This window comes from Prosthecomicrobium sp. N25, from assembly GCF_037203705.1.
Taxonomy (GTDB): domain Bacteria; phylum Pseudomonadota; class Alphaproteobacteria; order Rhizobiales; family Ancalomicrobiaceae; genus Prosthecodimorpha.
The window spans coordinates 95,909-122,244 of sequence record NZ_JBBCAT010000001.1 but is presented as its reverse complement, the minus strand read 5'-3'; the positions used below and the strand labels follow the sequence as shown (position 1 = coordinate 122,244).

Below are 26,336 nucleotides of genomic sequence, written 5' to 3'. Positions count from 1 at the left end.
TCTAGCCGATCGCCACGAGCGCGACCGCGAAGGCGTCGAGGCGGGCGGGCGCGGGGGTGGGCGCGGCCCGGATCCAGGCAGGGTCCGCGCCCGCAGGCGCCAGGCTCGCGGCGTCGAGGACCCGGGCGGGCCGGGCCGCAAAGGGCCAGTCCGCCGGCTCGGCGGTCGGGTTGGCGACCAGCGCCGTGGTGCCGGCGGGCCCGCGCCAGGCGAGGCCGGCGAGCGACTTCGGCAGGTCCAACGCGACCGCCTCCCGGCCCGACGCCTCCGCGAGGGCGGCCATCACATGAAAGACCGGGAAGAGGCGGGCGCCCTCGCCGAGGCCGAGGGGGCCGTGGCTCGCATGGAGGGCGATCGCCTCCAGGGCCGAGGGAACGAGCGCGGCCACATACCCGACCGTCCAGGCGGCGCCGAAGAGGGCGCGGTGGCGCGGGTCACGGTCGGCGAGCGGCATGCGCGTCCAGCCCGGATTCTCAGGCAGGGTAGCGCCGTAGGGGTTCGACCGCATGGCGATCGAGGAGGGACCGAGCCGGTAGGGCAGGCCGGGCCAGAGCACGGCGACGCTGGCGGCGATCTGGGGCAGCGTCTCGAGGGTCTCCATCACGGAGCGGTCGTCCGCGGCGTGCACGATGGCGGTCGTCGTGTGGGAGATGAAGTCCAGGCCGGAAGGGTCGGGGCGCTTCCGGTTCAGCTCGGTGAAGTTCGTCAGCATGCCGCCGCCGAGGCGCGCGCCCGGGAAGGCGGCCCGGGCGGCGGCGTACCAGGCCTCCAGCGGCTCGATGTCGGGCCAGGGGCCGACCGGCTGGTAGCTCTTCAGGAGCGGCGCCGGGCAGACCAGGACGGACTCCGGCGCGAGCCCGGCGGCAGCGAGCAGGCGGGCCGCGGCCTCGAGCTCCGTGCGGGCCGGCGACGCGGCGGGGGTGACCAGTTCGACCTGCACGTCGGCCCGGGTCCGGGCCGCGAGGGCCGCCGCGGCGCGCAGGTGACCCTCGACGCCGGGCCGCCGCAGGTCCGCCTCGACCACAAGCCGGCGGAGCCCGAGGGCCGCCACGCGATCGCGGTCGGCGGGGTCGGCCCGGTCCAGGCCGTGGGGAACGCCGAGCCCGAAGACCGGAAGGCGGACGGGGGCAGGGACCGCCGCGGCCGCCGGCGCGGAGCGGGAGCGGACGCGCGCTTGCGGCGCCTCCGGCTCGACGGTGATCCCGATGCGCTGCGCCAGGGGGCGGCCGGCCTGCAGGACGTAGGGCCAGGGGTCGAGGAGGGAGCCGACGTAGGTCTTGTAGGAGGCGTCGCCCCAGTTGCGCTGGTCCTCGGTTTCGAAGCGGCCGAGCGGGTCTCCGGGGAGGGAGGCCTCCATCCGGCAGGTCACCCGGCCGACGCCGTCGAGCCGGACCTCCAGGGCGCGCAGGTCGAAGAAGGGCTGGCCGGGGCTGATCACGGTCGGGAAGACCGCGTCGGTGCGGCCGCCGTCGACAGTGTGCAGGGTGACGGGGAGGCCGGCGAAGCCCGCCGGGTGAAGGAGGACGAAGCCGGCCCGGTTGGTCTTCAGGTCGGCGTCCGCGGCGCCCTCGACGGCGAAGAGCAGGTGCCCGTCGGGGTCGCCCTCGAGGCGGGCCGTGAAGGCGAAGGCGGCGCCGGCGACCGCGATGCGCCCGCGCCACGCGACCCGGAACCCGTCCGGGCGGGTCTCGACGGCGAGCGGCTCCAACTCCGCGGCGGGCGTCCCCCAGGCCTCGTCGCGGATCAGGAAGGCGATGCCGCGCAGGATCTCGACGCCGTTCCGCGTGACGGTCCCGACGGCGCCGTCGACGAGATCGAGCGTGAGCGCGCCGGCCTGCAGGGACAGGGTCGCCGGCGGGGGCTCGGCGGTGCCGAAGAGCGCGAGGCGCCGCTCGGGCGTCACGACGGCGGCCCGCCGCCGCCCCGGCCGTCCTCGCCCGCGTCCTCGCCGCCGGCCTCGAAGCGGCGGTAGAGCGCGTTGGCGCGGCTCAGGTGATCGTGCATGGCGGCCGCGGCGGCATCCGGATCGCGGGCCGCGATCGCCGCGAGGATGCGCTCGTGCTCGGCGATGGTCAGCATCTCGGCGCCGGGGGCGCGGACGAGCGAGCGGTAGTAGGCGGCCAGCCAGCTGAACATGGCCTCGATGATGGCCGGGAAGATCGGATTGCCGGTCAGCCGGGCCACCTGCCGGTGGAAGGCCATGTCGCGGTCGATGAACTCGTCGAGGCGCGCCAGCGCCGCCTTGTGCTCGTCGAGGCGCGCGCGAAGCTCCGCGATGCCGGCCTCGTCGGCGCGCTCGGCCGCCAGGCGGGCGAGGCCGGTCTCCAGGAACAGCCGGGCGTCCTTCAGGTGCCCGAGCGAATGCGGCTCCGAGCGCAGCAGGTGGCGGGCGCCCTCCTGGATCTGCGCGATGAGGTTGTCGGCGGAGGGCACGACCAGGCGCGCCCGCTCGCCGTGGCTGATGGTGACGATGCCCCAGCGCTCGAGCGACTGCAGGGCCTCGCGGATCGCGGGCCGGCCGACCCCGTAGGCCTCCATCAGCTCGCGCTCGGAGGGCAGCGGATCGCCGGGCGCGATCTCGCCGCTCTCGATCCGGCCGAGAAGCCGCTCGAGAACCTCCTGGTAGAGCTTCCGTCGAAGGATCGGCTCCGGCCGCATGGCGTCATCCGTCGAATTTGGCGAATTCGCGCAAGCCCCTGGCGAAGCGTGCCAGCTTGGCGAAGAAGTCCTCCTGGATAAAGCGCTGGTCGACGTTTTCATAGACCTTCACGGGCCGGTTCTGGCCGGTGTGCACATAGTTCATCACGGCGTTCCACTCGGGTCCGGGTCGGTACTCCCACTTGCCGCAGTCCGGGTACATGATGACGCCGATGGCCGGGCTGTCGCCGAGCGAACGGTGCTCGATCGGGCCGGCGACCATACGGCTGTTCCAGTCGATCAGTTGCTCGACCAGATAGCGGCCGATCGCCCCCTTGTCGTAGACCCGCTCGTAGAGCTCGGCATACGAGACGGCCATCAGGCGGTAGACGGTCATCGGGATCTGCCAGACCTCGATGCCCGAACGCATGACCACGTTGGCGGCGGCGATGTCGTTGGAGAGGTTGTACTCGCGGCCGCCGACCGGCCAGTGGCCGCCGCCGATCCAGACCACGCGAACGTTGCGCCGGACGATCCGCGGCTCCATCAGGATCGCCGAGGCCATGTCGGTGAGCGGGCCCAGGAAGGCGACGTGGAGGGGTCGCGGGTCGTCCCGCATGGCCTCGCGGACGATCATCTCGGCGCCCGGCGAGGGCGCCGGGGTCGCCTCGTCGGGGATCGGCCCCGCGGCGCCGTCGGCCACGCGGACGCGGCCGGAAAGCTCCATCAGGTCGAGGATCCTGGCCACCTCGTCGGCGGAATCCTTCAGGCTGGTCTTGGATTTCACGCTGCCGAAGTGGGCGGGCACGATGCCGTGCAGGTCGAAGGAGGGGGTCAGCAGGGCATGCACGATGGCGTACTGGTCGTCGGCCTCGTTCTTGGCGTCGGTGTTGATGATGACGCGGTGCATCTTTTCGGGCGGCAGCGGCATGACGGGGTCCCCTCCGAGGATCATGACTTGATCGAGCCGGACAGGCCGTCGACGAAGTACCTCTGGAAGAAGAGGTAGACGACGACGAGCGGCACGATGGTGATGCACTGGGCCGCCGCGAGGAGCTCGTAGGCGGTCGAGAACTCGGTCTGGAAGTTGACGAGGCCGAGCGGCAGGGTGCGGTTGGAGTTCTGGCGCAGGAAGATCTGGGCGAGGATGAACTCGTTCCAGGTGGCGATGCCGTCGAAGATCAGGAGCGACACCACGGCGGGCGTGGACAAGGGCAGCACGATGCGCCGGAAGACCCCGAACCAGGAGCAGCCGTCGATCAGCGCGGCTTCGACCAGTTCGCGCGGGATCGACCGCATGTAGCCGCGCATCACCATGATGGCGAAGGGCAGGCCGAAGCCGAGGTAGAGCCAGAACAGGCCGAAGAGGCTGTCGATGAGATCGAGGTTGCGCAGCAGCAGCGTCAGCGGCACGAGCGTCATCTGGATCGGCACCACCAGCCCGACGATGAAGAAGGTGAAGAGCGCGCGGCTGCCGGGCAGGCGCAGGAAGGTCAGCGCGAAGGCCGCCATGGCGGCGATCAGCACGCCGGCCGGGACCTTGACCAGGGTCATCAGGGCCGAGTTGGCGAAGTAGGTCCGGATGCCGACGTCCCAGGCCTTGGCGAAGTTCGCCCATTCGATCCGTTCCGGCAGCGCGAAGGTGCCGCCGTGGGCGAAGTCGGAGGCGGACTTCAGCGCCGTGAAGACCAGGATGAAGACCGGCGCGATCCAGACCAGGGCGAAGAGGGAGAGGCCGACATAGAAGGCGATGCGCGGGATCGCGGCCCGGCCGGCATGGGGCAGGACGGCGGAGCCCGAGTCCCGTCCGGCGACCACGAGGCTCATGACTCCTGTCCCAGCTTGCGGGTGTACGGGATGGCGAAGATCAGGGTCAGACCGAAGAGCACGACCGCGATGGCGGTGCCGAGGCCGATCCGGTTGAAGTTGTAGGTCAGGAAGTACATCCAGGTGCCGAGCACCTGGGTCTGGTTGGCGGGGCCGCCGAAGGTCATCACGTAGACGACGTCGTAGACCTTCAGGGAGTTGATGAAGGTGATGGCGAGAACCACGAAGGTGGTGTCCTTCAGCATCGGCCAGGTCACGTGCCGGAAGCGCTGGAAGGCCGTGGCGCCGTCGACCTCGGCGGCCTCGAGCACCTCCCTGGGGATGGTCTGCAGGCCGGCGAGGTAGAGCAGCATCGGCAGGCCGGTGTTGTGCCAGCCGGCCGCCACCATGACGGCGAAGAGCGCGATGGAGGGCTCCGACAGCCAGGCGCGGTGCAGGGACTCCAGGCCGACCCAGCCGAGGAACTGGTTCAGGAAGCCGAGCGTCGGGTGGTAGATCCAGGTCCAGATCAGGCCGCAGAGGCTCAGCGACAGGATGGCGGGGAAGTAGAAGAGGCCCCGGTAGAAGCCGCGGCCCGCGAAGGAGCGGTTGAGGAGGAGCGCCAGGCCGAGGCCGATGCTCGTCGGCACCACCAGGGCGACGGCGGTCCAGAGCGCGCTGTTCTTCAAGGCGATCCAGAAGACCCGGTTCTGGCTCCAGAGCGTCGCGTAGTTGTCGAGGCCGACGAAGCGCCGGGTGGGGCTGATGCCGTCCCATTCGAAGAGGCTCAGCCAGGAGGAATAGATCAGGGGGTAGATGATGATGGTCACGTAGAGGAGGAGGGCCGGCGCGAGGAAGAGCGCGCCGATCCGCCACTCGGTGCGGAGGGGGTTGGAGCCCCCTCGCCCGGCCGCCGGCGTCGCCGCCGCGGTATCGGCCCCGCCGAGGCTCACTGCTGGCGGGCCTTGAAGCCGGTGATCGCCTGCTGGACGCTCTTGGCGGCCTCGGCGGGCGTCATGGCGCCGAGGATCACCGAATCCTGGGCCTCGAAATAGGCGGCCACCATCTCCTGCGGGAGCGCCTGGTCGCCCGGCAGGAAGAGCTGCAGGCCCTCCTGCAGCCAGGTGGCGTACTGGGCCTGGAGGGGGGAGTCGGCGCCCGGCACCACGCCCCTGGCGGCGCTCGGCCCGCCGATGCTCGCCATGTGCTTCGCCGCGAGGTCCGGGCGCACCACGTAGGTGGCGAAGAGCAGGGCGGCGTCCTGGACGTCCTTCGGCGCCTTGGCGGAGACCTGCAGCTGCTGCTGGAAGCCGGAGACGCGGCGCGGGGTCTGGTCGGTCGGCATCAGGAAGGTGCCGTAGGTCGAGGGGTCGATGTTCTCGCGCTTCAGGCGAGTCACCTCGATGGAGGGCACCTCCAGCACCATGGCGGCCTTGCCCTGGTAGACGAGCTGCATGTTGGTGGCCGGGTCGACGTTCAGGAAGCCCTGGTTGAACCAGCCCTTGTCGTTCCATTCCTTGAGCTTGGCGAAGGACTTCACGACCGCGTCCTGGTCCCAGCTCGCCTCCATGGCCTTGATCTGGTCATGCAGCTTCGGACCGGCGTAGTGCTCCATGAAGAAGTCGGTGAAGCGCATGGTCATCCAGCTGAACTTGCCGCCCAGCGAGAAGGGCGTGATGCCGGCGGCCTTCAGCTTGGCGCAGGCCTCCTCGAGCTCCGCGAAGGTGTTCGGCACCTTGACGCCAGCCTTCTCGAACATCTCCTTCCGGTAGACGATCGTCATCGGCACGATGCGGTTCGGCACGCCGTAAAGCTTGCCGCGATCCTGGGCGAGCACAATGGCGGTCGGCACCAGAGTCTGGTCGAGCTTCAGATCCTGGATGCGGCCGGTGAGGTCGAGGGTGAGGCCGGCGCGGCTGTACGGGTAGGCGAGGCTGCCGCCCCAGTTGAACCACAGGTCGGGCATCTTGCCGGAGGCGGCGCCGACGCGCAGCGCCTGCTTGAACTCGTCGGTGCCGAACTTCGTCCACTTCACGGTGATGTTCGGATAGTCCTTCTGGAAGGCCTCGATGACCGGGTCGAAGCCGTTGGTCACGAGGCCGAAGAGCTCGACCGTGACCTTGCCGGACGGCACGGTCTGGGCGGAGGCGGGGAGGACCGGCACGCCGGCCGCGAGGGCGCCGGCGAGAGCGAGGGTGAAGCTGCGGCGGTTCCAGGACGTCGACATGGCGTTTCCTCCGGTTGTCTTCAGGCTTCCGGCTCATCCGGCCGGATTGCAGATGTCCTTGACGCTGTCCGTGATGGCGGCCGGTTCCAGCACCGACAGCCAGTCCTCGCGCAGGAGCCGCGGTTTGGCCTTGGCGATGGCGAGCTTCGCCCCGTCCGAGAACTGGCCGGGGTACTGGTCGAAGAGGAGCGCGAGCTCGATGCCGAGGTGGCCGAGCATGAAGTCGAAGGCGGCCGCGGCCGGCACGCCGCGCTTGACCGCCGCGTCGGTCGCCTCGCGCAGGGCCGTCACCAGGGTGGCGCCGATCGTCTCCGACAGGCCGGGTTCCAGGATCGCCATCTGCTCGACCGTGACGCGGTGGGAAACGGTGACCGGCGCATAGATCGCCCTGGCGATCGCCTCGCACTCGGCGTAGTGCGCCTCCGGACCCTGCATGAGGGCGCAGACGATCGCCTGCGGGGCGATGCCGCCGAAATAGTCGGCGTGGCGCTCGGCGGTCGGCTCGTGCTTGAAGATCGAGGGGTGGCAGGGATGGGTGACGAAGTAGGTGACGTCGTCCCGCCTCGGCAGCTCGCCGGCATGCGGGGCGGCGGCGTCGAGCATCACGATGGCGCCGCCCGGCTTCACCCGCTCGATGAAGCTCTTGGCGATCTTGCCGATGAGGGCGTCCGGGACGGCCATCAGGATGGCGTCGGCGTCCGCCAGGGCGTTGTCGGCGGGCACGCAGGCGACCCCGAGGTCGCGTTCGACCGCCGCGCGGGCGGTCGGGTTCACCTCGACGTGGTCGACCTGCCAGGGGCCGCCGCGCAGGTTGGTGGCGAGCCGTCTTCCCATCTTCCCGCCGGCGCCGAGCAGTGCGATCTTCTGCATGGACGGGGTTCTCCTCTCGTGTCAGGTCAGGGGCGCGCCGGCCTTCACGGCGCCGAAGAAGGACGGCGGACCCACCTGCCCGCCCTTGAGCGCGACCTCCAGGCCGGAGCGGCCGGGATCGTCGGACCAGGCGCGGCAGAGCGGGGAGCCCGGCGCGAGCGGGGCGAGGGCGGTCAGAGCGAAGAGGCCGAGCCCGCCGGCCACCTCGCCGGAGGTGTCGCCGCCCGCGACCGCGACGCGGGGCAGCCGCGCCTCGTCCAGGATGCGGCGCAGGGCGACGGCGAGGGTCCGGCCGATGCGGCGCCCCGCCTCGCCGGGGCGCAGGCCGGCGCGGCGGGCGGCGTCCCGGGTGGCGGCGAGCGCGGGATCGGCCGGCCCTTGGGCACTGAAGACGAGCGGGTCGCGGCCGCGGCCGAGAGCCTCGAGGGCGGCGCCGGCCAGCCGGCCGCCCTCGCGCTCGACCTCGCGAGACTCCGCGGCGACCCTCGCGGCGTCGAGGCGGATCGGCTCGAAGCCGTTGGCCTCCGCCCAGGCGATCTGGCCAGCCGTCGCCGGGGAGGCGCTGCCGCTCACGACCGCGATCCGGTCGACCGGCGCGGCCGGCCGCGGGGGCGTCTCCGGCCCGAGGAGGCCGGCGGCGCGCCAGTGGGCGACGAGCGCGTATTGCAATCCCGACGAGGAGGCGGTGAAGAGGCCATCGCCCCGGTGGTCCCAGACGAGGCGTCCGGCTTCGGCGCTTGTCTCGTCGTCGAACAGGTCGATGAAGACCGCTGGGCAATCGTCTGCCTGAAGGCCGGCGAGCGCGGCGGTGCCGCGGCCCTGCTTCAGGGCGACGAGGTCGACGAGCCCGAGACGCCGGCCGGTCTGTCGGGCGAGATGCAGGCGCAGGTCGGCCTCGGCCATGGGGGTGACCGGGTGGTGCGCCATGGTCGGGTGCCGGTCGAGGCGGTAACCGACCCCGTCGATCGCGGCGAAGAGGTTGCCGAAGGCCTGGTAGCGCCGGAGCCGCGGCGCGCCGACCACCACCGGGGTGAAGCGCGACCCGGGCGCGAAGGCGACGCCGAGATCGATCGCCGCCCCGATCGAGCCGACATGGGGTGCGGAATCGAAGGTGGAGCAGACCTTGTACTGCAGGATCGGCGCGCCGAGCCGGGCGAGGGCGGCGAAGCGACCGGGCAGGTGCTCGCGCATCCAGTCCGGGTCGCGGCTGCGGGAGACTCCGGCGATGCCGACCGCACGGGCGCCGGGGAAGCGGGTGAGCCGCGCCGGCGTGGGGTCCTCCAGGAACAGGACCGTCTCGAGGCCCGCGAAGGTCAGCACCTCCATGGTGTCGGTGGAACCGGTGAAGTCGTCGCCGTAGTAGGCGAGGAGCAGGCCGTCCGGCAGGGCGGGCGGGGCGCTCATCGCCCGATCTCCATCGCGGCGGCGACGCCGGGGTCCCGCCGGGCGACCGCCTCCAGGGGCTCGCCCGCGACCGCCGCGTCCCAGGCCGCCCGGAGGGCCTCGACGCCCGCCTTCACGCCGGCGGGATGGCCGAAGATGCCGCCGCCGGCGGCGAAGATCAGGTCCGTGGTGCCGACGGCCGCGAAGGTGGGAGCGGCCTGGCGGACGGTCTGCCCTGAGCTGAAGACCGGCATGGCGGCCATCGGGCGCGACGGGAACACGGGCGCGAGCACGGCCCGCGCGGAGGCCACGACACTGTCGTCCGGCTCGCAGAACTTGTTGGCGAGGCCGTTGACGTGCAGGTGGTCGACGCCGGCCAGACGCCAGAGCATCTGCCAGGGAGCGTAGTCGAAGCCGAGGGCCGGGTGGCGGGAGAGGTATCCCCAGCCGTTGCGATGGCCGTGGATCGGCAGGACGCTGTGGCGCGCGAGTTCCAGGATGCCGACGAAGCCGACCGAGTGCAGGCTCGCCATCACACAGGTCCCGCCCTCGGCGAGCACGAGATCGTGGCGCCGCCGCATCTCGTCGAGGTCGCCCGTCAGGTTGAAGGCCACCATGGCCTTGCGGCCGGTCCGCTCGGCGCCCGCGCGCACGACGCGCATGACCGCCTTGACGCGGGCCTCGAAGGGGCAGTTCGGGCCGTCGGCCTGGAGCTCGTCGTCCTTGACGAAGTCGATGCCGCCGGCGACCAGCGCGGCGACCTCCTCGGCGGTCTCCTCCGGCGAGAGGCCGACGCTCGGCTTGACGATCGTGCCGATCAGGGGACCCTGCGGGACGCCCGCGAGGGTGCGGGTGCCCGCGATGCCGTGGCGGGGCCCCGGGTAGCGGGCCGCGAAGGCCTCCGGCAGGTCGAGGCCGACGAGGCGGAGCCCGGCGACGCATTTCAATTCGAAGAGATTGCCGGCGACGGTGGCGACGAGGTTGGGAAGGGACGGGCCGAGGTTGCCGAGCGGCCAGGAGAGGCGCAGCCGGCAGCGGCGGTGGACGGGACCCGGCCTGGATCCCGGCAGAGACGGGCCGGGGACCTCGCCGAGGATCTCGAGCGCCTCGACCTCGGCGCCGGAGCGCTCCAGGAGGCCCGCCGTCTCGCGGCGGAGGGCCACGAAGGTGCCGCTCGACTGTTCGCCCGCGATGACCGCGGCGGCGCGCGCGGGATCGTCGGCGGTCTCCAGGATGTAGGTCGCGGCGATCCTGTCGCTCACCGGCCCGCCTCCCGGGGGAAGGCCACGGCCTCGCCGCGGGCGGCGCTGTCGTAGGCGGCAAAGACGAGTTCCAGGGTCTTCAGGTTGTCGGCGCCGGAGGGACGGGGCTCAGCCCCGGTCCGCAGGCAATCGAGGAAGTGACGCTCGATGTTGACGACGCTGTCCTGGATCGCATGCCAGGGCCGGGCGCCCCAGGGCGGCACCGCCGGCTCGACGCTGCGGACGGCGGTGCGGCCCGCGGAGGTGACGGAGAGGCGGTAGTCTTGGCCGAGCTCCACGGTGCCGCGGTCCCCCTCGATGCGGACCAGGGTCTGCGGGAAGGGATCGGGGTCGAGCCGGGAGAAGAAGGAGATCTCGACGGTCGAGACCGCGCCGCCGGCATGGTCGAGGACGAGAGTCGCGGCGTCCTCGCCGGCGACCTTCGGGTTGAGCCGCTGCGTGCGGGCATAGAGGCGCGTCACGTCTCCGAGGAAGAAGCGGGCGAGGTCGAGGACGTGGACGCCGACGTCGACCAGGGCGAGCCGAGGCTCGGTCGCGAGGTAGGGCTGGTTGGCATAGATGTCGAAGCCGTGGCGGAACGAGATCCGCCCGAAGTGGGGCCGGCCGACCGCTCCGGCGGTCAGCGCGTCGGCGACCGCCAGCATCGGGGTCTGCCAGCGGAAGTTCTCGTGGACGAGAAGCGGCACGCCGGCGCGGGCCGCCGCGGCCACCATGGCGCGGCCCTCGTCGAGGTCGAGCGCGAAGGGTTTCTGGCAGATCGTCGGCAGGCCGCGGGCGGCGGCCTGCTCGACCAGGGCCCGATGACTCTCCACCGTGGTGGCGATGTCCACGAAGTCGAGCCTCTCGCCGGCCAGCATCGCGGCCGCGTCGGTCCACAGGGCGGCGGCGCCGAACTCGGCCCCGAGCGCCTCTGCTCGCTCGCGCACCCGGTCGCACAGGACCATGTCGACGCCCAGCCCGCGCCAGGCGGCGAGGTGGTTCCGGGCGAAGAAGCCGCAACCGATCAGGGCGCCGCGCATCCGACCTCCGGGTGATGACACGTGATGTCATTACACCAGTTAGGATCGAGTGTCGACGGGACCGCCTCCGGGTCCGAACGAAAACGGGGACCGCCCATCGGCGGTCCCCGCGTTCACGCGTCTTTGGATCGGCCCGCCCGGGCCGGCGGCCCTCAGGGCAGGACCGGGGCGAAGCCGCAGTTGTAGGCCGGCAGCGCACCCGTGGCCTTGGCCATCACGCCGGTGGTCATCTCGTCGTCCTTGGCCATCTCGGACAAATATTCCTCGAGGTTGGTGTAGCCGTCCCGGTCCGCGTCGAGGTTGCCGTCGGCGACGCTCGGGTTCAGGCCATGAGCCGTCTCCCAATCGTCCGGCATACCGTCGTGGTCGGTGTCCTTGAGCGGCAGGTACGCCGACCCGCCCATGTAGCCCGGATAGCCGACCTCGCCGATCTGGAGCACGCCGCCCTCACGGAAGCGCGGGAGCTGGTGGCAGGTGCGGAAGTCGTCGATGAAGTAGTCGTCCGTCTTGTCGCGGCACCACTCGCCCCGGCACATGTTGGCGCCGGCGAAGGCCGCGATGGCGCGGGTGGCCTGCTCGGAGGTACCCATGGCGTCGCGGTCCACAGACAGGCCCGACACGCCGGGAACGAGGGCGAGTTCGGTGGTGCTGACCACCTGGGTGCCGGTCTTCGAGCAGTCCTTCTTGCCGTTCGTGCCGATGCCACAGACGTTCGCGGCGAGGGTCCCGGGGATCAGGCCGGCGGCGAGGCGCTGGTCGTCGCTGGTTGTCTGGCCGAATTCGCCGGCGATGCGGGTCCGGAACGTGGAGTTCCCGGACGCGTAGATCTTGAAGCCGTTCGGGCTCGCGGCATTGACGTTGTAGAGGCCGATCGGGAAGTTGTTGGGGGCCAGATATCCTGACCGGAACACGGTGTTGCCGACGTAGTTGACGTAGGCGTGGCCGAACTCGTTGGAGATCAGGCCGGACTCGACCGTGTAGTCGAAGATCAGGTTGTTGACCACGTCGATCTGCCCGGGGGTCTCGGCGAGCCAGGTGCCGTCGGACTTGCGGACCGCGACGCCCGGCGCGATGTTCATGCCCCGGTGGACGCCGTGCTGCGACAGGTTGGCGAAGACGGTCGCGCGCTGGCCCGGCTTGATGAACAGCGACTTGCAGTGGATGGTCGAGACGTGGCCGGCCTCGCGGCAGATGTTCGGGCCGATGATCGACCACTGCGCGGTGACGTCCTCGACCGAGTTCATGTCCCAGGACTCGTCCGTCCCGTACATGCTGGTCACGTGATCGAAGATGACCCGCTTGACCATCGAGAGGCGGAAGGGATCGCCGTTCTGGCTCTTCGGCCGGCCGTCGTTATGCGAGCCGAGGCGGAAGCGCATGTGGCGGACGATCACGTCCGTGGAGCCACGGAACACGTGGAACGGCGTGTCCACCGTGGTCATCAGCGGGCCGAGCTTGATCTCGATGCCCGGCGCCGGCGCAGTCTGGCCGGCGATGTAGAGGCCCGGGACCGTGATGCGGAACGCGGAGTTCACGACGATCTGGCCGGCCACGTCGAAGACGCAGACGCGCGGCTTGCCGCCCGGGATGACGTAGGGAGTGGTGATCGGCGAGGCGAGCAGGCACTCGCGCAGCGAGATCTTGCCGTCGGTCGCGCTGACGACGTCGTCGAGCGTGTCGACGCGGTAGACGACCCGGTCGGAAGACCTGACGGCCGCGATCTTGCCGAAGCCCTGCGCGCTCGGGAAGGCGCGCGGGTGGCCAGGGGGAACCGCTCCGTTCTGCGGGTCGACGAAGGCGCTCTGCGCCATGGCCGCCGTGGATGCAAGTGCGAACGCTCCGGCCAGAACGCCACGTTTCACGTTAAACATACCAGGTGCCTCTTCTTAAGGTCCGTTTACCGACAGGTTTCAGTCAGCCTGTACTGGTCAACGGTGATCCTACGGCACCCTCTTTTAATCTGAACCTAGATTCACTCCTAAGATTTGTCCGAATTCACGATTTGCTTTCCAATCCAAGGTCGCGATCCGGTGCTCCGCTTCAGAATTCATTAAGGACTTGGGTTCGACTTGTCATCAGGCCTGGAGAGCCCCGCAAATACCCGTAGCCTCACAGGAGCGGCGGCGGCTCAGGGCCGCAGCGAGGCGGCCAGGGTTGCGAAGCGCTCCGCGCGGATGCGGAACGTGTAGTCGGCGAGGAACCTCGCGCGACCCGCGGCCGCCATGCGGTCCACCAGGCCGGGGTCGGCGAGCAGGCGATCGAGCGCGGCCAGCCAGTCCGGCAGACGCTCCGGGTCGCAGAGCAGGGCCGAGGCGCCGTCCTCGACCATCGCGGCGACCGACGGGATGGCCGAGGAGATGATCGCCCGGCCGGAGGACATGTATTCGACGAGCTTCAGCGACGACAGGCTGTCGGAGCTGACGAAGGGCGTGCCGGGCGCACCGCCGAAGCCGGCCCGGCCGTAGGGCGCCAGTCCGATGCGGAAGCGGGCGAGCGCGGCCGCCACCCCGGCGCGTGGCACGTGGCCGGCGAGTTCCACGTTGCCGAGGGCGGCGAGTTCGGCGGCGGCGTCGGGATTGGCCGAGGGGTCGCCGAAGACGACGAAGCGGACCGACGGTCGCGCCGCGGCGAGGGCCGCGACGAGTTCGATGCCCTTGCCGGGCTTGAAGCTGCCGAGATAACCCACGTCGACATCCGGCTGCGGGCGCGCCTGCGGCCCCCCGTAGTCGGGCGCCCCGCTGGGGATGACCTCCATGGGGAACCGGCGCGCGAAGGGGTCCCGCCTCGCGTCCTCGACGAGCGCGGGCGTCAGCGCGGCGACGGCCAGGCGGCGCCTGGGCACCGTCACCAGCCCCCAGCGCCAGAAGGGCCAGCGGCGGGCCGTCTCGAAGCGCTGATGCATCTCCAGGATCGCCGGCCGCCCCGCCATGGCGGCCACCGCGGCGACGATCGGCATGCGGGTGATGAGGACGGCCCCGGGAGCCTCGCGGAGCGCCTCGAGCGCCATCCCGGGATAGTGGCGGAAGCCCGCCCGGATCCGGACCGTACGGAGCCGCACGGCCGGATCGAGGTCGTAGTCCCGGCGGATATCGGCTTCCGCGGCCGCCTCCCCCGCATGGGCGAGCGTGACCCGATGCCCGAGATCCGCCAGCGCGTCGCACAGGCCGAGCACGGCGCCGGAATTGGCGGCTGTGTTGGGAAGCTCGAGACCGTAGACGTAGACGAGGTCCATCGTGACGCTCCGGTCCTCACCCGCCGACCGGGGCCCGCATGCGCTCCGGGCCGGCACCATAGGCCTTGGGCCGATGCCGGCGTGCGAGCCGGGCCAGGCTCGTACAGACCCGAGCCCCGCCGCCCGGGACGAGGCCGGCCCCCGGCAGGGGCCGAGCCCCGATCCGTTTTCCGAATCGGCCGCAGGGCCCGACCATTCGCTCCGCCCAACGTGCGACGCTCATGCGTGGCACGGGCTAACGGGTGTCAGATACGCCAAGATTTCAGCACCATTCACCCCGCCGGTCGTGCCGGAACACAGCCAGCGCTTCCGGCCGACAGAATGTCATTCTGCACGAGGCGAGGCCGAGTTCAATTCAAGGCGGGCGATGCGATTGTTTTGCCGTCGGGTGGATGGGTCGATCCGTCTCGCCGGCCCAGGGGATCGCGGGGCGATCACGCGGGTCCTCCCCGCTCTAACCACCCTTCGAGGGCGGCCGGCCTCAGCTCGGCGCAGCACCCGGCGCGGACGCGTTCGGCGCCGGCTTCGGGATGCCATAGGCCTCGAACAGGACTTTGCCCAGGTGCCCCGCACGCCGGCGGCCGGGCCGGAGGAGGTCGAGGTCAGTGTCTTCACCGATCTCAACTCGTGCGAGGTGGCCCGCTTGACGGTCGTCAAGATCGGGCCGGCGGCTCTCGAACTAGAAGAGGCCGCCGGCTCCGACCGGGAGCCCGAGGCCAGAGCATCATGCCGCTTCCCCGTCCGATCGTCCTCCTGCTCGCCCTGCTGGCGCTCCTGATCGGCGTCGCGGGCGCAGGCCCTGCCCTCGCCGAGGCCCGGCTGGCGGACTTCCTCGCCGCCCTGGAGGCGTCCGAGCTCGTGCCCGGGGCGGAGGGCTTCGGAACGCAGCGCCAGGATCTGCGCGTCACCCCCGTCCTCAAGGGGGGAGAGACCGTCGCGTGGGCCTTCCTGACCTCCGACTTCGTGCCCACCACCGGGTATTCCGGCAAGCCGATCCACGTGGTCGCGGCGGTCGACAAGGACGCCGTCGTGCGCGGCGTGAAGCTGGTCAAGCATTCCGAGCCGATCGTCCTGATCGGCATCCCGGACGCGCGGATCCGCGAGGTGACGGCTAAGTATGCCGGGCTCGACCTGCGCAAGGAGGCGCGGGGCACGGGCCTCGCGCACGAACTCGACATCGTCTCGGGCGCGACCGTCACCATCATGGTCATCGACGATTCGATCGTGCGCGCCGGCCTCAAGGTCGCCCGCGCGCTGAAGCTCGGCGGCCTGAGCGACGGGCGGGCGGACACCGGGCCGAAGCCGGCCATCGACGCCGGCCGGCTGGAGATCCGCGACTTCGAGGCCCTGGTGGGCGACGGCTCGCTCAAGCGGCTGACGGTCGACGTCGGCCAGATCAACGAGGCCTTCGCCAGGATCGGCGACCCACGCAACGAGGCCCACGTCGAGCCTGGCCCCGCCGAGGACGCCTATGTCGACCTCTATGTCGGGCTCGCCGACGTGCCCTCGATCGGCCGCAGCCTGCTCGGCGAGGCGGAGTGGGCGAACCTCAAGGCGCGGCTGAAGGACGGAGAGCACGCCCTCTTCGTCGCCGGACGCGGCCGCTATTCCTACAAGGGCTCCGGCTACGTCCGCGGCGGCATCTTCGACCGCATCACGCTCGTCCAGGGCGACCGCTCCGTCCGCTTCCGCGACAAGCAGCAACGGCGCGTCGGCGAGGTCGCGGCGGCGGGCGCCCCGGCCTTCCCGGAGGCCGACCTCTTCATCATCCCCCGGGAGGCGGGCTTCGAACCGGGCGCTCCGTTCCGGCTGCAACTGCTCGTCCAGCGCGCGGTCGGCCCGGTCGACAAGATCTTCCTCACCTACGACCTCGGCTACCAACTGCCGGCCCGGTGGCTGGCCCTGCCGCCGGCCGCGCCGGCCGCGAGCCAGCCGGCCGCCGCGACGAACCGCCCCGAGGGCGACACGGTCGAGCACCTGTGGGCCCGCATCTGGGCCGACAAGAAGACCGAGGTCTCGATCCTGGCGGGCGGCATCCTGCTCCTCACCGGCATCTTCTTCTTCCAGGCGCAGGCGACCCGCAACGAGCGGCTGTTCAACGCCCTGAGGACCGGATTCCTGCTCTACACGCTGGTCTTCATCGGCTTCTGGGCCAACGCTCAGCTCTCGGTCGTCAACGTGCTCGCCTTCGTCAACGCCGCCACCTCGGGTTTCCGATGGGACACGTTCCTGATGGACCCGCTGGTCTTCACCCTGTGGTTCTCGGTCGCCGCGGCGCTGCTCTTCTGGGGGCGCGGCGCCTATTGCGGCTGGCTCTGCCCGTTCGGCGCCCTCCAGGAACTGACCAACAAGCTCGCACGCCGGCTGGGCGTCCCGCAGGTGAAGCTGCCGTGGGGCCTGCACGAGCGCCTGTGGCCGTTGAAGTACATGATCTTCCTCGGCCTCTTCGGCCTGTCGCTGTACAGCCTCGACGTCGCCGAGCACTACGCCGAGGTGGAGCCGTTCAAGACGGCGATCATCCTGAAGTTCGTCCGCGCCTGGCCCTTCGTGCTCTTCGCGGTGCTGCTCCTCGTCGCCGGCCTGTTCATCGAGCGCTTCTACTGCCGCTACCTCTGCCCGCTCGGCGCCGCGCTCGCGATCCCGGCCCGGCTGCACATGTTCCGCTGGCTGAAGCGCTACCGGGAATGCGGCTCGCCCTGCCAGGTCTGCGCCAAGGACTGCCCCGTCGAGGCGATCCACCCGACCGGCGAGATCAATCCCAACGAGTGCATCTCCTGCCTCAACTGCCAAGTCCTCTACCAGCACACGGCCAAGTGCCCGGTCGTCGTGCAGCGCATGAAGAAGCGCCAGCGCTTCGAGGAGCAGACGGGCCTCAAGCCCCCCTCCCCCACCCCTTCCAAGGTTCCGGCGAAGGCGCCGGCGCCCGCGGAATGACCGTCGGATCGAAGGAGACCATCATGTCCGACAAGGCCGATACCGAACTTTCCCGCAGAGCCCTGCTCGGCGGCACAGCCAAGACCGCGCTCGTCGCGGGCGTCGCCGCGGCCGCCGCGGGAACCGGCGCCACCCTCGTCTCCGGCAACGCCGCCCAGGCGGCCGGAGCCGGGGCGAAGCACGTGCTGGAGCCCGGCGAGCTCGACGAATACTACGGCATCTGGTCGTCCGGGCAGTCGGGCGAGATCCGCATCGTCGGGGTCCCGTCCATGCGCGAGCTGATGCGCATCCCGGTGTTCAACCGCTGCTCCGCCTCGGGCTGGCTGCAGACGAACGAGAGCCTCAAGGTCGCCACCCAGGATCTCCTGCCGGTCACCAAGGCGTTCCTCGCCAAGCAGGGCCAGAAGACCTTCCTCAACGGCGACGCCCATCACCCGCGCATGTCCTACACGGACGGCAGCTACGACGGCCGCTACATCTTCGTGAACGACAAGGCGAACACCCGCGTCGCCCGCATCCGCTGCGACGTCATGAAGGTCGACAAGATCGTGGAGGTGCCGAACGCCTCCGACCTGCACGGCCTCAGGAACCAGAAGTATCCGCGCACCGGCTACGTCTTCGCCAACGGGGAGCACCGGGTGCCGCTGCCGAACGACGGCACCGTGCTCGACGAGCCCAAGAAGTACGTGTCGATCTTCACCGCGATCGACGGCGACACCATGAAGGTCGCCTGGCAGGTGATCGTCTCGGGCAACCTGGACAACTGCGACGCGGACTACCAGGGCAAATACGCCTTCTCGACCTGCTACAACTCGGAAGAGGGCGTCGACACGGCCGAAATGACCGCCAACGAGATGGACTGGGTCACGGTCTTCAACATCAAGCGCATCGAGGAGGCCGTGAAGGCCGGCAAGGCGCAGGTCATGAACGGCGTGCCGGTTCTCGACGGCCGCAAGGGCTCGCCCTACACGGCCTACATCCCCGTCGCCAACAGCCCGCACGGCTGCAACACGGCTCCCGACAAGCGCCACGTGGTCATCAACGGGAAGCTGTCCCCGACCGCGACCGTGCTCGACGTGACCCTGGTCGACGCGATCTTCGAGAAGGGCGCCGACCCCCGCTCGGCCGTGGTGGCGGAGCCGAAGCTCGGCCTCGGCCCGCTGCACACCACCTTCGACGGCAAGGGCAACTGCTTCACCACGCTGTTCCTGGACAGCCAGGTGGTGAAGTGGAACCTCGACAAGGCGAGCCGCGCCTACAGGGGCGAGAAGGTCGACCCGATCGTCGACAAGGTGGACGTCCACTACCAGCCGGGCCACGTGCAGGCGACCATGGGCGAGACCGCCGAGGCCGACGGCAAGTGGGTGGTCGCCCTCAACAAGTTCTCCAAGGACCGCTACCTGAACGTCGGCCCGATCAAGCCGGAGAACGAGCAGCTGATCGACATCTCGGGCGACCGGATGAAGATCGTGCACGACAGCCCGACCTACGCCGAGCCGCACGACTGCGTCATCGTCCACCGGTCGAAGATCAATCCGAAGACCGTCTGGGACCGCGACGACCCGTTCTGGGAGGACGCGCGCCAGCTCGCCAAGAAGGATGGCGTCGACCTCGAGAAGGCCGAGCACGTGATCCGGGACGGCACCAAGGTGCGGGTCTACATGACCACCACCGCGCCGGCCTTCAGCATCGAGAAGTTCGAGGTCAACGAGGGTGACGAGGTGACCATCACGATCACCAACCTCGACGACGTCGACGACCTCGCGCACGGCTTCACCCTGGCCAACTACGGGGTCGCCATGGAGCTCGCCCCGCAGGCGACCGCCTCGGTCACCTTCAAGGCCGACAAGCCGGGCGTGTACCACTACTACTGCCAGTGGTTCTGCCATGCGCTCCACATGGAGATGCAGGGCCGGATGCTGGTGAAGCGTCGCACCGCGTGACCGCCATGCGCGCCTGTCCCGTCCCGCTCCTCGGGCTCCTCGCCGCCGCGTGCCTCCCGACCTCGACGTCGGCGGGCGAGCGCACGGTGCCGGCCGAGCCGGGCGCGCTGGTCCACGCGATCGAGACGGCCGAGCCGGGGGACATCCTCCGGCTCGCGCCGGGCCTTCACGGCGGACCTGTCGAGATCGACAAGCCGCTGACCCTGGACGGCGGCGGCGCCGCCACCGTCAGGGGCACCGGCACCGGCTCGGTGATCCGGGTGACCGGCCCGGACGTGGTGCTGCGCGGGCTCTACGTGACCGGGTCCGGCCCGTCCCTGAAGACGATCGACGCGGGCATCTCCGTCCTGAAGGGCGCGCTCCGCACGCGCGTCGAGGGGAACCGCATCGTCAACAACCTGGTGGGCGTCGACGTGCACGGCGGGCGCGACGTGACGATCAGCGGCAACGCCATCGTGGGCCGGCGGGACCTCCGGCAGAGCGAGCGCGGCCCGGGCGTCTACGTCTGGCAGGCACCGGGCCTCACCGTGGAGGAAAACTTGATCCGCTCCGGGCGAGACGGGCTCTTCATCAACACCTCCTCGAAGGCCGTCTACCGCAACAACCGCTTCGAGGAGCTGCGCTTCGCGGTCCACTCCATGAACGCCGACGACATCGAGGTCAGCGGCAACGTCTCGGTCGGCAACGACCTCGGGTATGCGCTGATGTATTCCAAGCGGCTGGTCCTCAAGGACAACCGCTCGATCCGCGACCGCAGCCACGGCATCCTGCTCAACTACGCCAACGACTCCACGGTCACCGGCAACCTGGTGCTCGACGGGCGCGACAAGTGCCTGTTCATGTACAACGCCAACAAGAACCGGGTGCTCGGCAACCGCTTCGAGGGCTGCGCGATCGGCATCCACTTCACCGCCGGCTCGGACCGCAACGTCATCGCCGGCAACGCCTTCGTGGGCAACCGGACCCAGGTGAAATACGTCGGCACCAAGTGGCACGAATGGTCCGACAAGGGCCGCGGCAACTACTGGTCCGACAACGCCGCCTTCGACCTGGACGGCGACGGCCTCGCCGACAGCCCCTACCGGCCGAACGACGTCGTCGACCAGATCCTCTGGTCCCAGCCCTCCGCGCGACTGCTGATCGGCTCGCCGGCGGTGCAGCTCATCCGCTGGTCCCAGTCGCGCTTCCCCGGCCTGCTGCCCGGGGGCGTGATCGACAGCCATCCGCTGATGAAGCCCGTCGAGATCGCGCCGGACCCGGCCAAGGGCCCGAAGGAGGGCAGCTGACATGACCGACGCCACGGCCGAACCCGTCCTCGAGGTCTCCGGCCTCGCCAAGCGCTTCGCCGGCGTTGAGGCGCTCGCCGCCGTGTCCCTCGCCCTGCGCCCGGGCGAGCGCGTCGCCCTGCTGGGACACAACGGGGCGGGCAAGTCCACGCTCTTCAAATGCGTGCTCGGCTTCCTCAGGCCCGACGGCGGCACGATCCGGGTGGCCGGCGCCGCGCCGGGCTCGGTGGCGGCGCGGCGGGCGGTCTCATACCTGCCCGAGAACGTGGTGTTCCAGAAGGCCCTGACGGGACGCGAGGTGCTGCGCCTGTTCGCCACGCTCAAGGGCGAGCCGCGCGCCGCGGCCGAGCCGCTGCTCGAGCGCGTCGGCATCCTGCACGCGGCCGACCGGGCGGTCGGCACCTATTCGAAGGGGATGCGGCAGCGGCTGGGACTGGCCCAGGCCCTGATCGGCCGGCCGAAGATCCTCCTGCTCGACGAGCCGACGTCCGGGCTCGATCCCGTCTCGCGCCGGGAGTTCTACGAGCTGATCGAGGCGGTCGCGGAGGCCGGGACCGCGGTGCTGCTCTCCTCCCACTCCCTCTCCGAGGTGGAGGCGCGCACCGACCGGGTGGCGATCCTGTCGCGCGGCCGGCTGGTGGCGGACGACACGCTGGCGAACCTGCGCCGCGCGGCCGGCCTGCCCATCCGCATCCGCATCGAGGCGCAGGCCGGGACCGCCGACGAGGTGGCGCTGCGGCTGGAGGGGCGCCGGGTCAACGGTCGGGGCGTCGAGCTCGTCTGCGCCCATGACGAGAAGCTCGGCCTGCTCGGTCAGGTGGCGGAGCTCGGGGCGCTGGTCGAGGACGTGGAGGTCGCGCTGCCGAGCCTCGACGACGTCTATCGCCACTGGAGCAGCGACGGCCGGGGGAGGGCCTGACCCATGTTCGCGCGCATCGCCGCCCTGGCGGCCTCCGAACTCAGACTGGGCGTCCGCAACCGCTGGGTCGTCCTGTCGGTGCTGATCCTCGCCCTCTTCGCGCTCGCCCTGGCGTTCCTCGGCGGCGGCGCCAGCACGGCGACGCGCGTCGACCGACTGACGCTGACGACGGCGAGCCTCGCCACCCTGTCGGTCTACCTCGTCCCGCTGATCGCGCTGCTCCTCTCCTACGACACGCTCGCCGGAGAGATCGAGCGCGGCACGCTGGCGCTCGTGCTGGCGACGCCGGCGGCGCGCACGGAGGTGCTTCTCGCCAAGTTCGTCGGGCACGTGGCGGTGATCACGCTCGCCATCGTGGCGGGCTACGGCGTCGCGGCCCTGGCGGTGATCCGGGCGGACGGCTGGGACCCGGGCGGCGCGGTCCACTTCGCACGGCTGATCGGCACCGCGGTCCTGCTCGGGGCGGCCTTCGTGGCGCTCGGCATGCTGGTCAGCGCGCTCGTCCGGCAGACCGGAACGGCGGCGGCCATCGCGGTCGGGGCCTGGCTGGTCGTGGTCGTGCTCTACGACCTCGGCCTCCTCGGCGCCCTGCTGGCGGACGACGGCGGCAGCTTCACCAGGACGGCCTTCCCCTGGCTGCTCGTCGCCAATTCCGGGGATGCGTTCCGGCTCTACAACCTCGCCGCCATCGGCGACGGCGCGCCCACGGGCGGCCTCGACGGCGCGGCGCGCACCCTTCCCTTCCCGCCGGCGACCGCGCTCGCCGTCCTCGGGCTCTGGCTCGCGGGCGGCATCGCGGGCGCCCACCTCGCCTTCCGGAGGACCACGCCATGAAACGCCTGTTCGCCCCCCTCGTGCTGGCCGCCGCCCTGCTGGCGGGGTGCCAGGAGAATGTCGCCCGCGTGAAGCCGGCGGCCGTCGAGATGACCCGCGACGCGATCGGCTACTACTGCCAGATGGCCGTGATGGAGCACGAAGGCCCGAAGGCGCAGGTGCATCTCGCCGGCAACCCCCACCCCTTGTGGTTCGAGCAGGTGCGCGAGGCCTTCTCGTATCTGCGCTCGCAGGAGCGTGACGGCGAGATCGTGGCCCTCTACGTCAGCGACATGGGCCGGGCCGAGAGCTGGGAGGAGCCCGGCACCCGCAACTGGATCGACGCCGACAAGGCGCTGTTCGTGATCGAGAGCCGCCAGGTCGGCGGCGCCGGGGATCCGGAAGCAATCCCGTTCGGCGATCGTGCCGCCGCCGAGGCCTTCGTGACGGCGAACGGCGGACGCATCGTGGCGATCGGCGAAATCCCCGAGGGATTCGCAGGCCCGAAGGTGGCCTCGGCGGACGGGACGCACGCCGTCGAGCCGACGGAGCACTGACATGGCAAGCCGCGCCGGCGGGCTCACGCGCCGCCGTTTTCTCACCCTGTCCGCCGCCTTCGGCGCGGCCGCCGGGTGCATCGGGCCGGCGGCGGCGGGCACGCCCGTCGCCCGCTGGCACGGCTTCGCGCTCGGGGCCGGAGCGTCGATCACGCTGGCAGGGCTCGGCCCGGCGGAGGCCGCGCCGGTCTTCGCGGCGGTCGAGGCGGAATTGGCCCGGCTCGAGGCGATCTTCAGCCTGTACCGGACCGACAGCGCGCTCGTTCGGCTCAATCGCGACGGCCGCCTGCCGGGGCCGGACGCCGATCTCCTCGCCTGCCTCGCCCAGGCGGCGGTGGTCCACCGGCTGACCGAGGGGCTCTTCGACCCGACTGTGCAGCCGGTCTTCGCGACGCTCGCGGAGCATTTCGCGGCCGGCGGGGAGGCCGGCGATCCCGGGCTCGCGCGCCGGCTGGAGCGGGCCGGCGCGCTGGTCGGCTTCGATCGCGTCACCTTCGACGATGAGAGGGTCGCGTTCGCCGACCCCGGCATGGCGCTGACCCTGAACGGCATCGCCCAGGGCTACGCGACCGACCGGATCGCCGCCCTGTTGGAGGCACGCGGCTGCCGGGACGTGCTCGTCGACATCGGCGAGACCCGGGCTCTCGGCCGCTCGCCCGAGGGCCGGGCCTGGCGGGCCGGCATCGCGGAGGGGCCGCAGGGCGGTGCCGTGGCCGAGGTGGTCGAGCTGCGCGACCGGGCGCTCGCCACCTCCATGCCGCTGGGTACGGTGCTCGACCCGGCGGGCGCGGTCGGCCACATCCTGCATCCCCGGCTCGGCATCGTCCGCCCGGCGTGGCGGCGGGTCAGCGTGGTCGCGGCCTCGGCCGCCCTGGCGGACGCGCTCTCGACCGGCCTCTGCCTCGCCGACCCGGCCGCCCCTCCGGCGATGATGGCGGGCGGGGCGGACGTCCGGATCATCGCGGCCCGGGCCTGATCGCCGCGACGCGGGCTCCGATCTCCGATCAGGATATGCAGTCTCTGCAAAATTAATCGCATGACGACAGGCTTTCACTGGAATTGGAAGTATTCCAATCGAATCTCCGAACCGATTTCCTGATTGACGCTGAGCGAGCGGCAGACCTATTGTCCGCCCAACGAAAACGATCGGGCAACAACCATGAACGATCTTTCCTTCGCGCTTCAGTCTGGAACAATTCTACTGAGGGAAGGCCTGGAAGCCACCCTGGTGATCGCATCGCTTTCGGCCTGGCTCCGGCGGAGCGGTGCGCAGGACCGTGTCGGGGTGCTCTACGCCGGTGCCGCCCTGGCGCTCGTCGCGAGCGTTGGATCGGCGGCGGTCTTCGAGGTGTTCCTCAACGGGGCGCATGACGACCGGCTCGAAGCGGCGGTGCTGGTGCTGGCCGCCGGGCTGCTCCTCTACACGAGCGGCTGGCTGTTTCTCCGGCAGGATCCGCGCCGCTGGACCGAGGAACTCCGCCGGGCGGCCGACGGCGCGCTGGCGGCGGGCACCACCGCGACCCTCGGGGCACTCGCCTTCCTGGCGGTCTTCCGCGAGGGGGGAGAGACCATCCTGTTCCTGCACGCGATGGCGCGCGAGGCGGGCGGCTGGACGCTCGGCATCCTGGCCGGCCTCGCGGGCGCGATCGTCCTGCTCGCGGCCCTGTTCGGCGCGATGCAATGGCTCGCCGTGCGGCTTCCCCTCCGTCCGGTGTTCCTCGTGACTTCCGCGTTCCTCTTCCTCATGGGCCTGCGCTTCGTCGGTGCGGCGATCCAGGAACTGCAGGAACAGGCCCTCTTGCCGGTCGACGACGCGCCGGTTCCGGGCTGGTTCCTCGAGGCCGGCTTCAACGGGACCTGGGAGGCCGTGGCAGCGCAGGCGGGGCTCGGCCTGGCGGCGCTCGCCACCACGCTGGCGCTCATGGGCCGCCGGCGCGGGCGGGATGCAGTGGCCGCCGCCGAGTGAAGGAGCGACAGCGGGGCCGCCCCGCGGAGGGCCGGCGGTCCTCGCCGATCCCGAAGGGGGAGTTCACGACCCCGCGGTGCCGTGGGTCGGCCTCAGTTCGACCAGCAGCAGGTGGTCGAAGGCCAGGACGGTCTCGCCGCGCTGATTGATCACCACACCACGCTCGTTGACGCGGCCGAAGCCGGGCCGCTTGGGGTCCTCGGCCTTGTCGGCGATCGTCAGCACGGTGTGGAGGGTGTCGCCGATGAAGACGGGCTTGATGAAGCGGAGCCGGTCGTACCCGTACGTGAAGGCGACCGGATTGATCACGCCGGCGGTCAGGCCCACCCCGATCGTGAACACCATCGTGCCGTGGGCGATGCGCTGGCCGAAGGGCGTGGTCTTGGCGAACTCGGCGTCGAGGTGATGGGGGAAGAAGTCCCCCGAATGGCCGGCATGGACCACGAAGTCGGTCTCGGTGATGGTCCGGCCGTGGGTCTTCCGCTCGGCGCCGACGACATAGTCCTCGAAATACTGCGTGGTCATGGGTCCTCCCCGCTCGCGGCGGCCTTGCGGCCACGGGCGGCCGCGAGGCATGCCTCGTAATCCCCGGCGCCGAGCGCCCTCGAGATCTGCTCGGCGCCCTCGCGCGCCCGTTGCCGGGCAGCGCCGACGTCCACGCGGCGCCGGGCGATGGCCAGGAACGGCATGGCGAGCACCGCGGTGACCTCGGCGCGGGCGTTGAAGATCGGCCAGCAGATGTCGACCACCGCGTCCAGCCACTCGCCGACGACCTCCTCGAAGCCGCGCGCGCGGATGCGGGCGAGCCGCTCGGGGAGGTCGGACGGCAGCGGACGCTCGGTGATCCGTTCGACGGCGCTGTGCTCCTGCGCCCCCGCCAGGACCTCCTCCGACCCGAAGGCGAGCATGACGCGGCCCGATGCGGTCGTGCCGAGGGGATAGCGGGTGCCGGTTCGCACGAAGACGCCGGCCGCGCCGTTCGACTCGATCGCCAGGATGACGAGCTGGTCGCCCGAATCGGCGACCGACAGGTGGCAGGACTGGCCGAGATCGTTGGAGATCGCGCGCATCACCGGCAAGGCGACATCGACCAGGCGCTTGTTGGGCGGATAGCCGTGCGCGAGCTCGAAGAGCTTGGCGGTCAGCTGGTAGCTGTCGTCCGCGAGCCTCGCGATCCAGCCCCGCCGGGCGAGCACCGTGACGATCCGGAAGAGCTCGCCCGGCGACCGGTCGAGCGCCTGGGCGATCCCGGTCAGCGTCAGGGGGCGCTCCTGCGCGGACAGGAACTCGACCACGTCGAGTCCCTTCTCGAGCGCCGGGACCGCATAGGTGGTGGATTCGCCGGTGTCCGGATCCGCCGGGGCGACGGCGGCCCGGCGGGTGGCTCCGGCGCTCTTGACAGACTTCATCATCGCCCCCTAGTTTTGGCATGCGAAAATAAAATTCACCAGCGAAAAGTCTGGTCGCAGGAAACGCCGCTCG

The 26,336-nt window shown here is 70.9% G+C and carries 22 protein-coding genes; 8 read left to right on the top strand and 14 right to left on the bottom strand.

All coding sequences use genetic code 11. The features are described from left to right. Position 1: 1 nt before the first annotated feature. The 12 genes from WBG79_RS00530 to WBG79_RS00475 form a co-directional block, all read right to left on the bottom strand. A complete protein-coding gene (locus tag WBG79_RS00530; RefSeq protein ID WP_337355155.1) occupies positions 2-1,903 on the bottom strand; it encodes a hypothetical protein in 1,902 nt (633 codons plus the stop codon). Then, positions 1,900-2,658, bottom strand: coding sequence for a transcriptional regulator NanR (nanR, locus tag WBG79_RS00525; RefSeq protein WP_337355154.1), 759 nt, complete (start codon positions 2,656-2,658; stop codon positions 1,900-1,902). Before nanR ends, WBG79_RS00530 begins: the two co-directional genes overlap by 4 nt. Before the next feature lie 4 nt (positions 2,659-2,662). Continuing rightward, on the bottom strand, positions 2,663-3,568 hold the full coding sequence (locus WBG79_RS00520) for a nucleoside hydrolase (RefSeq protein WP_337355153.1): 906 nt from the start codon (positions 3,566-3,568) through the stop codon (positions 2,663-2,665). A 20-nt stretch (positions 3,569-3,588) separates the two neighbouring features. Next, positions 3,589-4,464, bottom strand: coding sequence for a carbohydrate ABC transporter permease (locus WBG79_RS00515; RefSeq protein WP_337355152.1), 876 nt, complete (start codon positions 4,462-4,464; stop codon positions 3,589-3,591). Next, positions 4,461-5,396: a carbohydrate ABC transporter permease gene (locus tag WBG79_RS00510; protein WP_337355151.1), complete on the bottom strand. Its 936-nt coding sequence runs from the start codon at positions 5,394-5,396 to the stop codon at positions 4,461-4,463. The genes WBG79_RS00515 and WBG79_RS00510 overlap by 4 nt, the downstream gene beginning before the upstream one ends. Continuing rightward, entirely contained in the window at positions 5,393-6,670 is a 1,278-nt protein-coding gene (locus WBG79_RS00505; protein ID WP_337355150.1) for an ABC transporter substrate-binding protein, read from the bottom strand. The genes WBG79_RS00510 and WBG79_RS00505 overlap by 4 nt, the downstream gene beginning before the upstream one ends. A gap of 33 nt (positions 6,671-6,703) precedes the next feature. Next, on the bottom strand, positions 6,704-7,540 hold the full coding sequence (locus WBG79_RS00500) for a phosphogluconate dehydrogenase C-terminal domain-containing protein (protein WP_337355149.1): 837 nt from the start codon (positions 7,538-7,540) through the stop codon (positions 6,704-6,706). 21 nt (positions 7,541-7,561) lie between these two features. Further along, positions 7,562-8,944, bottom strand: a complete 1,383-nt coding sequence (locus WBG79_RS00495; RefSeq protein ID WP_337355148.1) for a four-carbon acid sugar kinase family protein — start codon at positions 8,942-8,944, stop codon at positions 7,562-7,564. Continuing rightward, positions 8,941-10,185, bottom strand: coding sequence for a ribulose-bisphosphate carboxylase large subunit family protein (locus WBG79_RS00490; RefSeq protein ID WP_337355147.1), 1,245 nt, complete (start codon positions 10,183-10,185; stop codon positions 8,941-8,943). Before WBG79_RS00490 ends, WBG79_RS00495 begins: the two co-directional genes overlap by 4 nt. After that, the gene (locus WBG79_RS00485) at positions 10,182-11,204 is read right to left on the bottom strand and encodes a Gfo/Idh/MocA family protein (protein ID WP_337355146.1); all 1,023 of its coding nucleotides are present in this window, start codon (positions 11,202-11,204) and stop codon (positions 10,182-10,184) included. Before WBG79_RS00485 ends, WBG79_RS00490 begins: the two co-directional genes overlap by 4 nt. 152 nt (positions 11,205-11,356) lie before the next feature. Then, complete coding sequence (locus tag WBG79_RS00480; RefSeq protein ID WP_337355145.1) at positions 11,357-13,015, bottom strand: hypothetical protein; 1,659 nt, start codon at positions 13,013-13,015, stop codon at positions 11,357-11,359. Between the two features lie 317 nt (positions 13,016-13,332). Further along, complete coding sequence (locus WBG79_RS00475) at positions 13,333-14,436, bottom strand: glycosyltransferase family 4 protein (RefSeq protein WP_337355144.1); 1,104 nt, start codon at positions 14,434-14,436, stop codon at positions 13,333-13,335. A 726-nt stretch (positions 14,437-15,162) separates the two neighbouring features. Here WBG79_RS00475 and WBG79_RS00470 point away from each other — a divergent pair. The 8 genes from WBG79_RS00470 (at position 15,163) to WBG79_RS00435 (ending at position 24,854) form a co-directional block, all read left to right on the top strand. Then, on the top strand, positions 15,163-17,370 hold the full coding sequence (locus WBG79_RS00470) for a 4Fe-4S binding protein (protein WP_337355143.1): 2,208 nt from the start codon (positions 15,163-15,165) through the stop codon (positions 17,368-17,370). Between the two features lie 23 nt (positions 17,371-17,393). After that, positions 17,394-19,313, top strand: a complete 1,920-nt coding sequence (gene nosZ, locus WBG79_RS00465; protein ID WP_337355142.1) for a TAT-dependent nitrous-oxide reductase — start codon at positions 17,394-17,396, stop codon at positions 19,311-19,313. A gap of 5 nt (positions 19,314-19,318) precedes the next feature. Next, a complete protein-coding gene (locus WBG79_RS00460; RefSeq protein ID WP_337357857.1) occupies positions 19,319-20,599 on the top strand; it encodes a nitrous oxide reductase family maturation protein NosD in 1,281 nt (426 codons plus the stop codon). 1 nt (position 20,600) lies between these two features. Beyond that, positions 20,601-21,518 (top strand): ABC transporter ATP-binding protein, encoded by a 918-nt coding sequence (locus WBG79_RS00455; protein WP_337355141.1) that lies wholly within the window; start codon positions 20,601-20,603, stop codon positions 21,516-21,518. Positions 21,519-21,521: 3 nt separating this feature from the next. Next, a complete protein-coding gene (locus WBG79_RS00450) occupies positions 21,522-22,352 on the top strand; it encodes an ABC transporter permease (protein ID WP_337355140.1) in 831 nt (276 codons plus the stop codon). Continuing rightward, on the top strand, positions 22,349-22,888 hold the full coding sequence (locus tag WBG79_RS00445) for a nitrous oxide reductase accessory protein NosL (protein ID WP_337355139.1): 540 nt from the start codon (positions 22,349-22,351) through the stop codon (positions 22,886-22,888). Before WBG79_RS00450 ends, WBG79_RS00445 begins: the two co-directional genes overlap by 4 nt. Position 22,889: 1 nt before the next feature. After that, positions 22,890-23,864 (top strand): FAD:protein FMN transferase, encoded by a 975-nt coding sequence (locus WBG79_RS00440; RefSeq protein WP_337355138.1) that lies wholly within the window; start codon positions 22,890-22,892, stop codon positions 23,862-23,864. A gap of 252 nt (positions 23,865-24,116) precedes the next feature. Further along, on the top strand, positions 24,117-24,854 hold the full coding sequence (locus WBG79_RS00435; RefSeq protein ID WP_443147385.1) for an FTR1 family iron permease: 738 nt from the start codon (positions 24,117-24,119) through the stop codon (positions 24,852-24,854). A gap of 63 nt (positions 24,855-24,917) precedes the next feature. Here the strand turns inward: WBG79_RS00435 and WBG79_RS00430 are convergent, their stop codons facing one another. Both WBG79_RS00430 and WBG79_RS00425 read right to left on the bottom strand, forming a co-directional pair. Next, positions 24,918-25,379: a MaoC/PaaZ C-terminal domain-containing protein gene (locus WBG79_RS00430; protein WP_337355136.1), complete on the bottom strand. Its 462-nt coding sequence runs from the start codon at positions 25,377-25,379 to the stop codon at positions 24,918-24,920. Then, positions 25,376-26,263, bottom strand: coding sequence for an IclR family transcriptional regulator (locus WBG79_RS00425; protein ID WP_337355135.1), 888 nt, complete (start codon positions 26,261-26,263; stop codon positions 25,376-25,378). The genes WBG79_RS00430 and WBG79_RS00425 overlap by 4 nt, the downstream gene beginning before the upstream one ends. Positions 26,264-26,336: the final 73 nt, after the last annotated feature.

Excerpts from the sequence above, each read along its gene's own strand:
- WBG79_RS00520 (WP_337355153.1), bottom strand. The coding sequence starts at position 3,568 with ATGCCGCTGCCGCCCGAAAAGATGCACCGCGTCATCATCAACACCGAC.
- WBG79_RS00515 (WP_337355152.1), bottom strand. The coding sequence starts at position 4,464 with ATGAGCCTCGTGGTCGCCGGACGGGACTCGGGCTCCGCCGTCCTGCCC.
- WBG79_RS00500 (WP_337355149.1), bottom strand. The coding sequence starts at position 7,540 with ATGCAGAAGATCGCACTGCTCGGCGCCGGCGGGAAGATGGGAAGACGG.
- WBG79_RS00450 (WP_337355140.1), top strand. The coding sequence starts at position 21,522 with ATGTTCGCGCGCATCGCCGCCCTGGCGGCCTCCGAACTCAGACTGGGC.
- nanR (WP_337355154.1), bottom strand. The coding sequence starts at position 2,658 with ATGCGGCCGGAGCCGATCCTTCGACGGAAGCTCTACCAGGAGGTTCTC.
- WBG79_RS00505 (WP_337355150.1), bottom strand. The coding sequence starts at position 6,670 with ATGTCGACGTCCTGGAACCGCCGCAGCTTCACCCTCGCTCTCGCCGGC.
- WBG79_RS00495 (WP_337355148.1), bottom strand. The coding sequence starts at position 8,944 with ATGAGCGCCCCGCCCGCCCTGCCGGACGGCCTGCTCCTCGCCTACTAC.
- WBG79_RS00455 (WP_337355141.1), top strand. The coding sequence starts at position 20,601 with ATGACCGACGCCACGGCCGAACCCGTCCTCGAGGTCTCCGGCCTCGCC.
- nosZ (WP_337355142.1), top strand. The coding sequence starts at position 17,394 with ATGTCCGACAAGGCCGATACCGAACTTTCCCGCAGAGCCCTGCTCGGC.
- WBG79_RS00440 (WP_337355138.1), top strand. The coding sequence starts at position 22,890 with ATGGCAAGCCGCGCCGGCGGGCTCACGCGCCGCCGTTTTCTCACCCTG.
- WBG79_RS00480 (WP_337355145.1), bottom strand. The coding sequence starts at position 13,015 with ATGGCGCAGAGCGCCTTCGTCGACCCGCAGAACGGAGCGGTTCCCCCT.
- WBG79_RS00485 (WP_337355146.1), bottom strand. The coding sequence starts at position 11,204 with ATGCGCGGCGCCCTGATCGGTTGCGGCTTCTTCGCCCGGAACCACCTC.
- WBG79_RS00425 (WP_337355135.1), bottom strand. The coding sequence starts at position 26,263 with ATGAAGTCTGTCAAGAGCGCCGGAGCCACCCGCCGGGCCGCCGTCGCC.
- WBG79_RS00470 (WP_337355143.1), top strand. The coding sequence starts at position 15,163 with ATGCCGCTTCCCCGTCCGATCGTCCTCCTGCTCGCCCTGCTGGCGCTC.
- WBG79_RS00475 (WP_337355144.1), bottom strand. The coding sequence starts at position 14,436 with ATGGACCTCGTCTACGTCTACGGTCTCGAGCTTCCCAACACAGCCGCC.
- WBG79_RS00430 (WP_337355136.1), bottom strand. The coding sequence starts at position 25,379 with ATGACCACGCAGTATTTCGAGGACTATGTCGTCGGCGCCGAGCGGAAG.
- WBG79_RS00445 (WP_337355139.1), top strand. The coding sequence starts at position 22,349 with ATGAAACGCCTGTTCGCCCCCCTCGTGCTGGCCGCCGCCCTGCTGGCG.
- WBG79_RS00460 (WP_337357857.1), top strand. The coding sequence starts at position 19,319 with ATGCGCGCCTGTCCCGTCCCGCTCCTCGGGCTCCTCGCCGCCGCGTGC.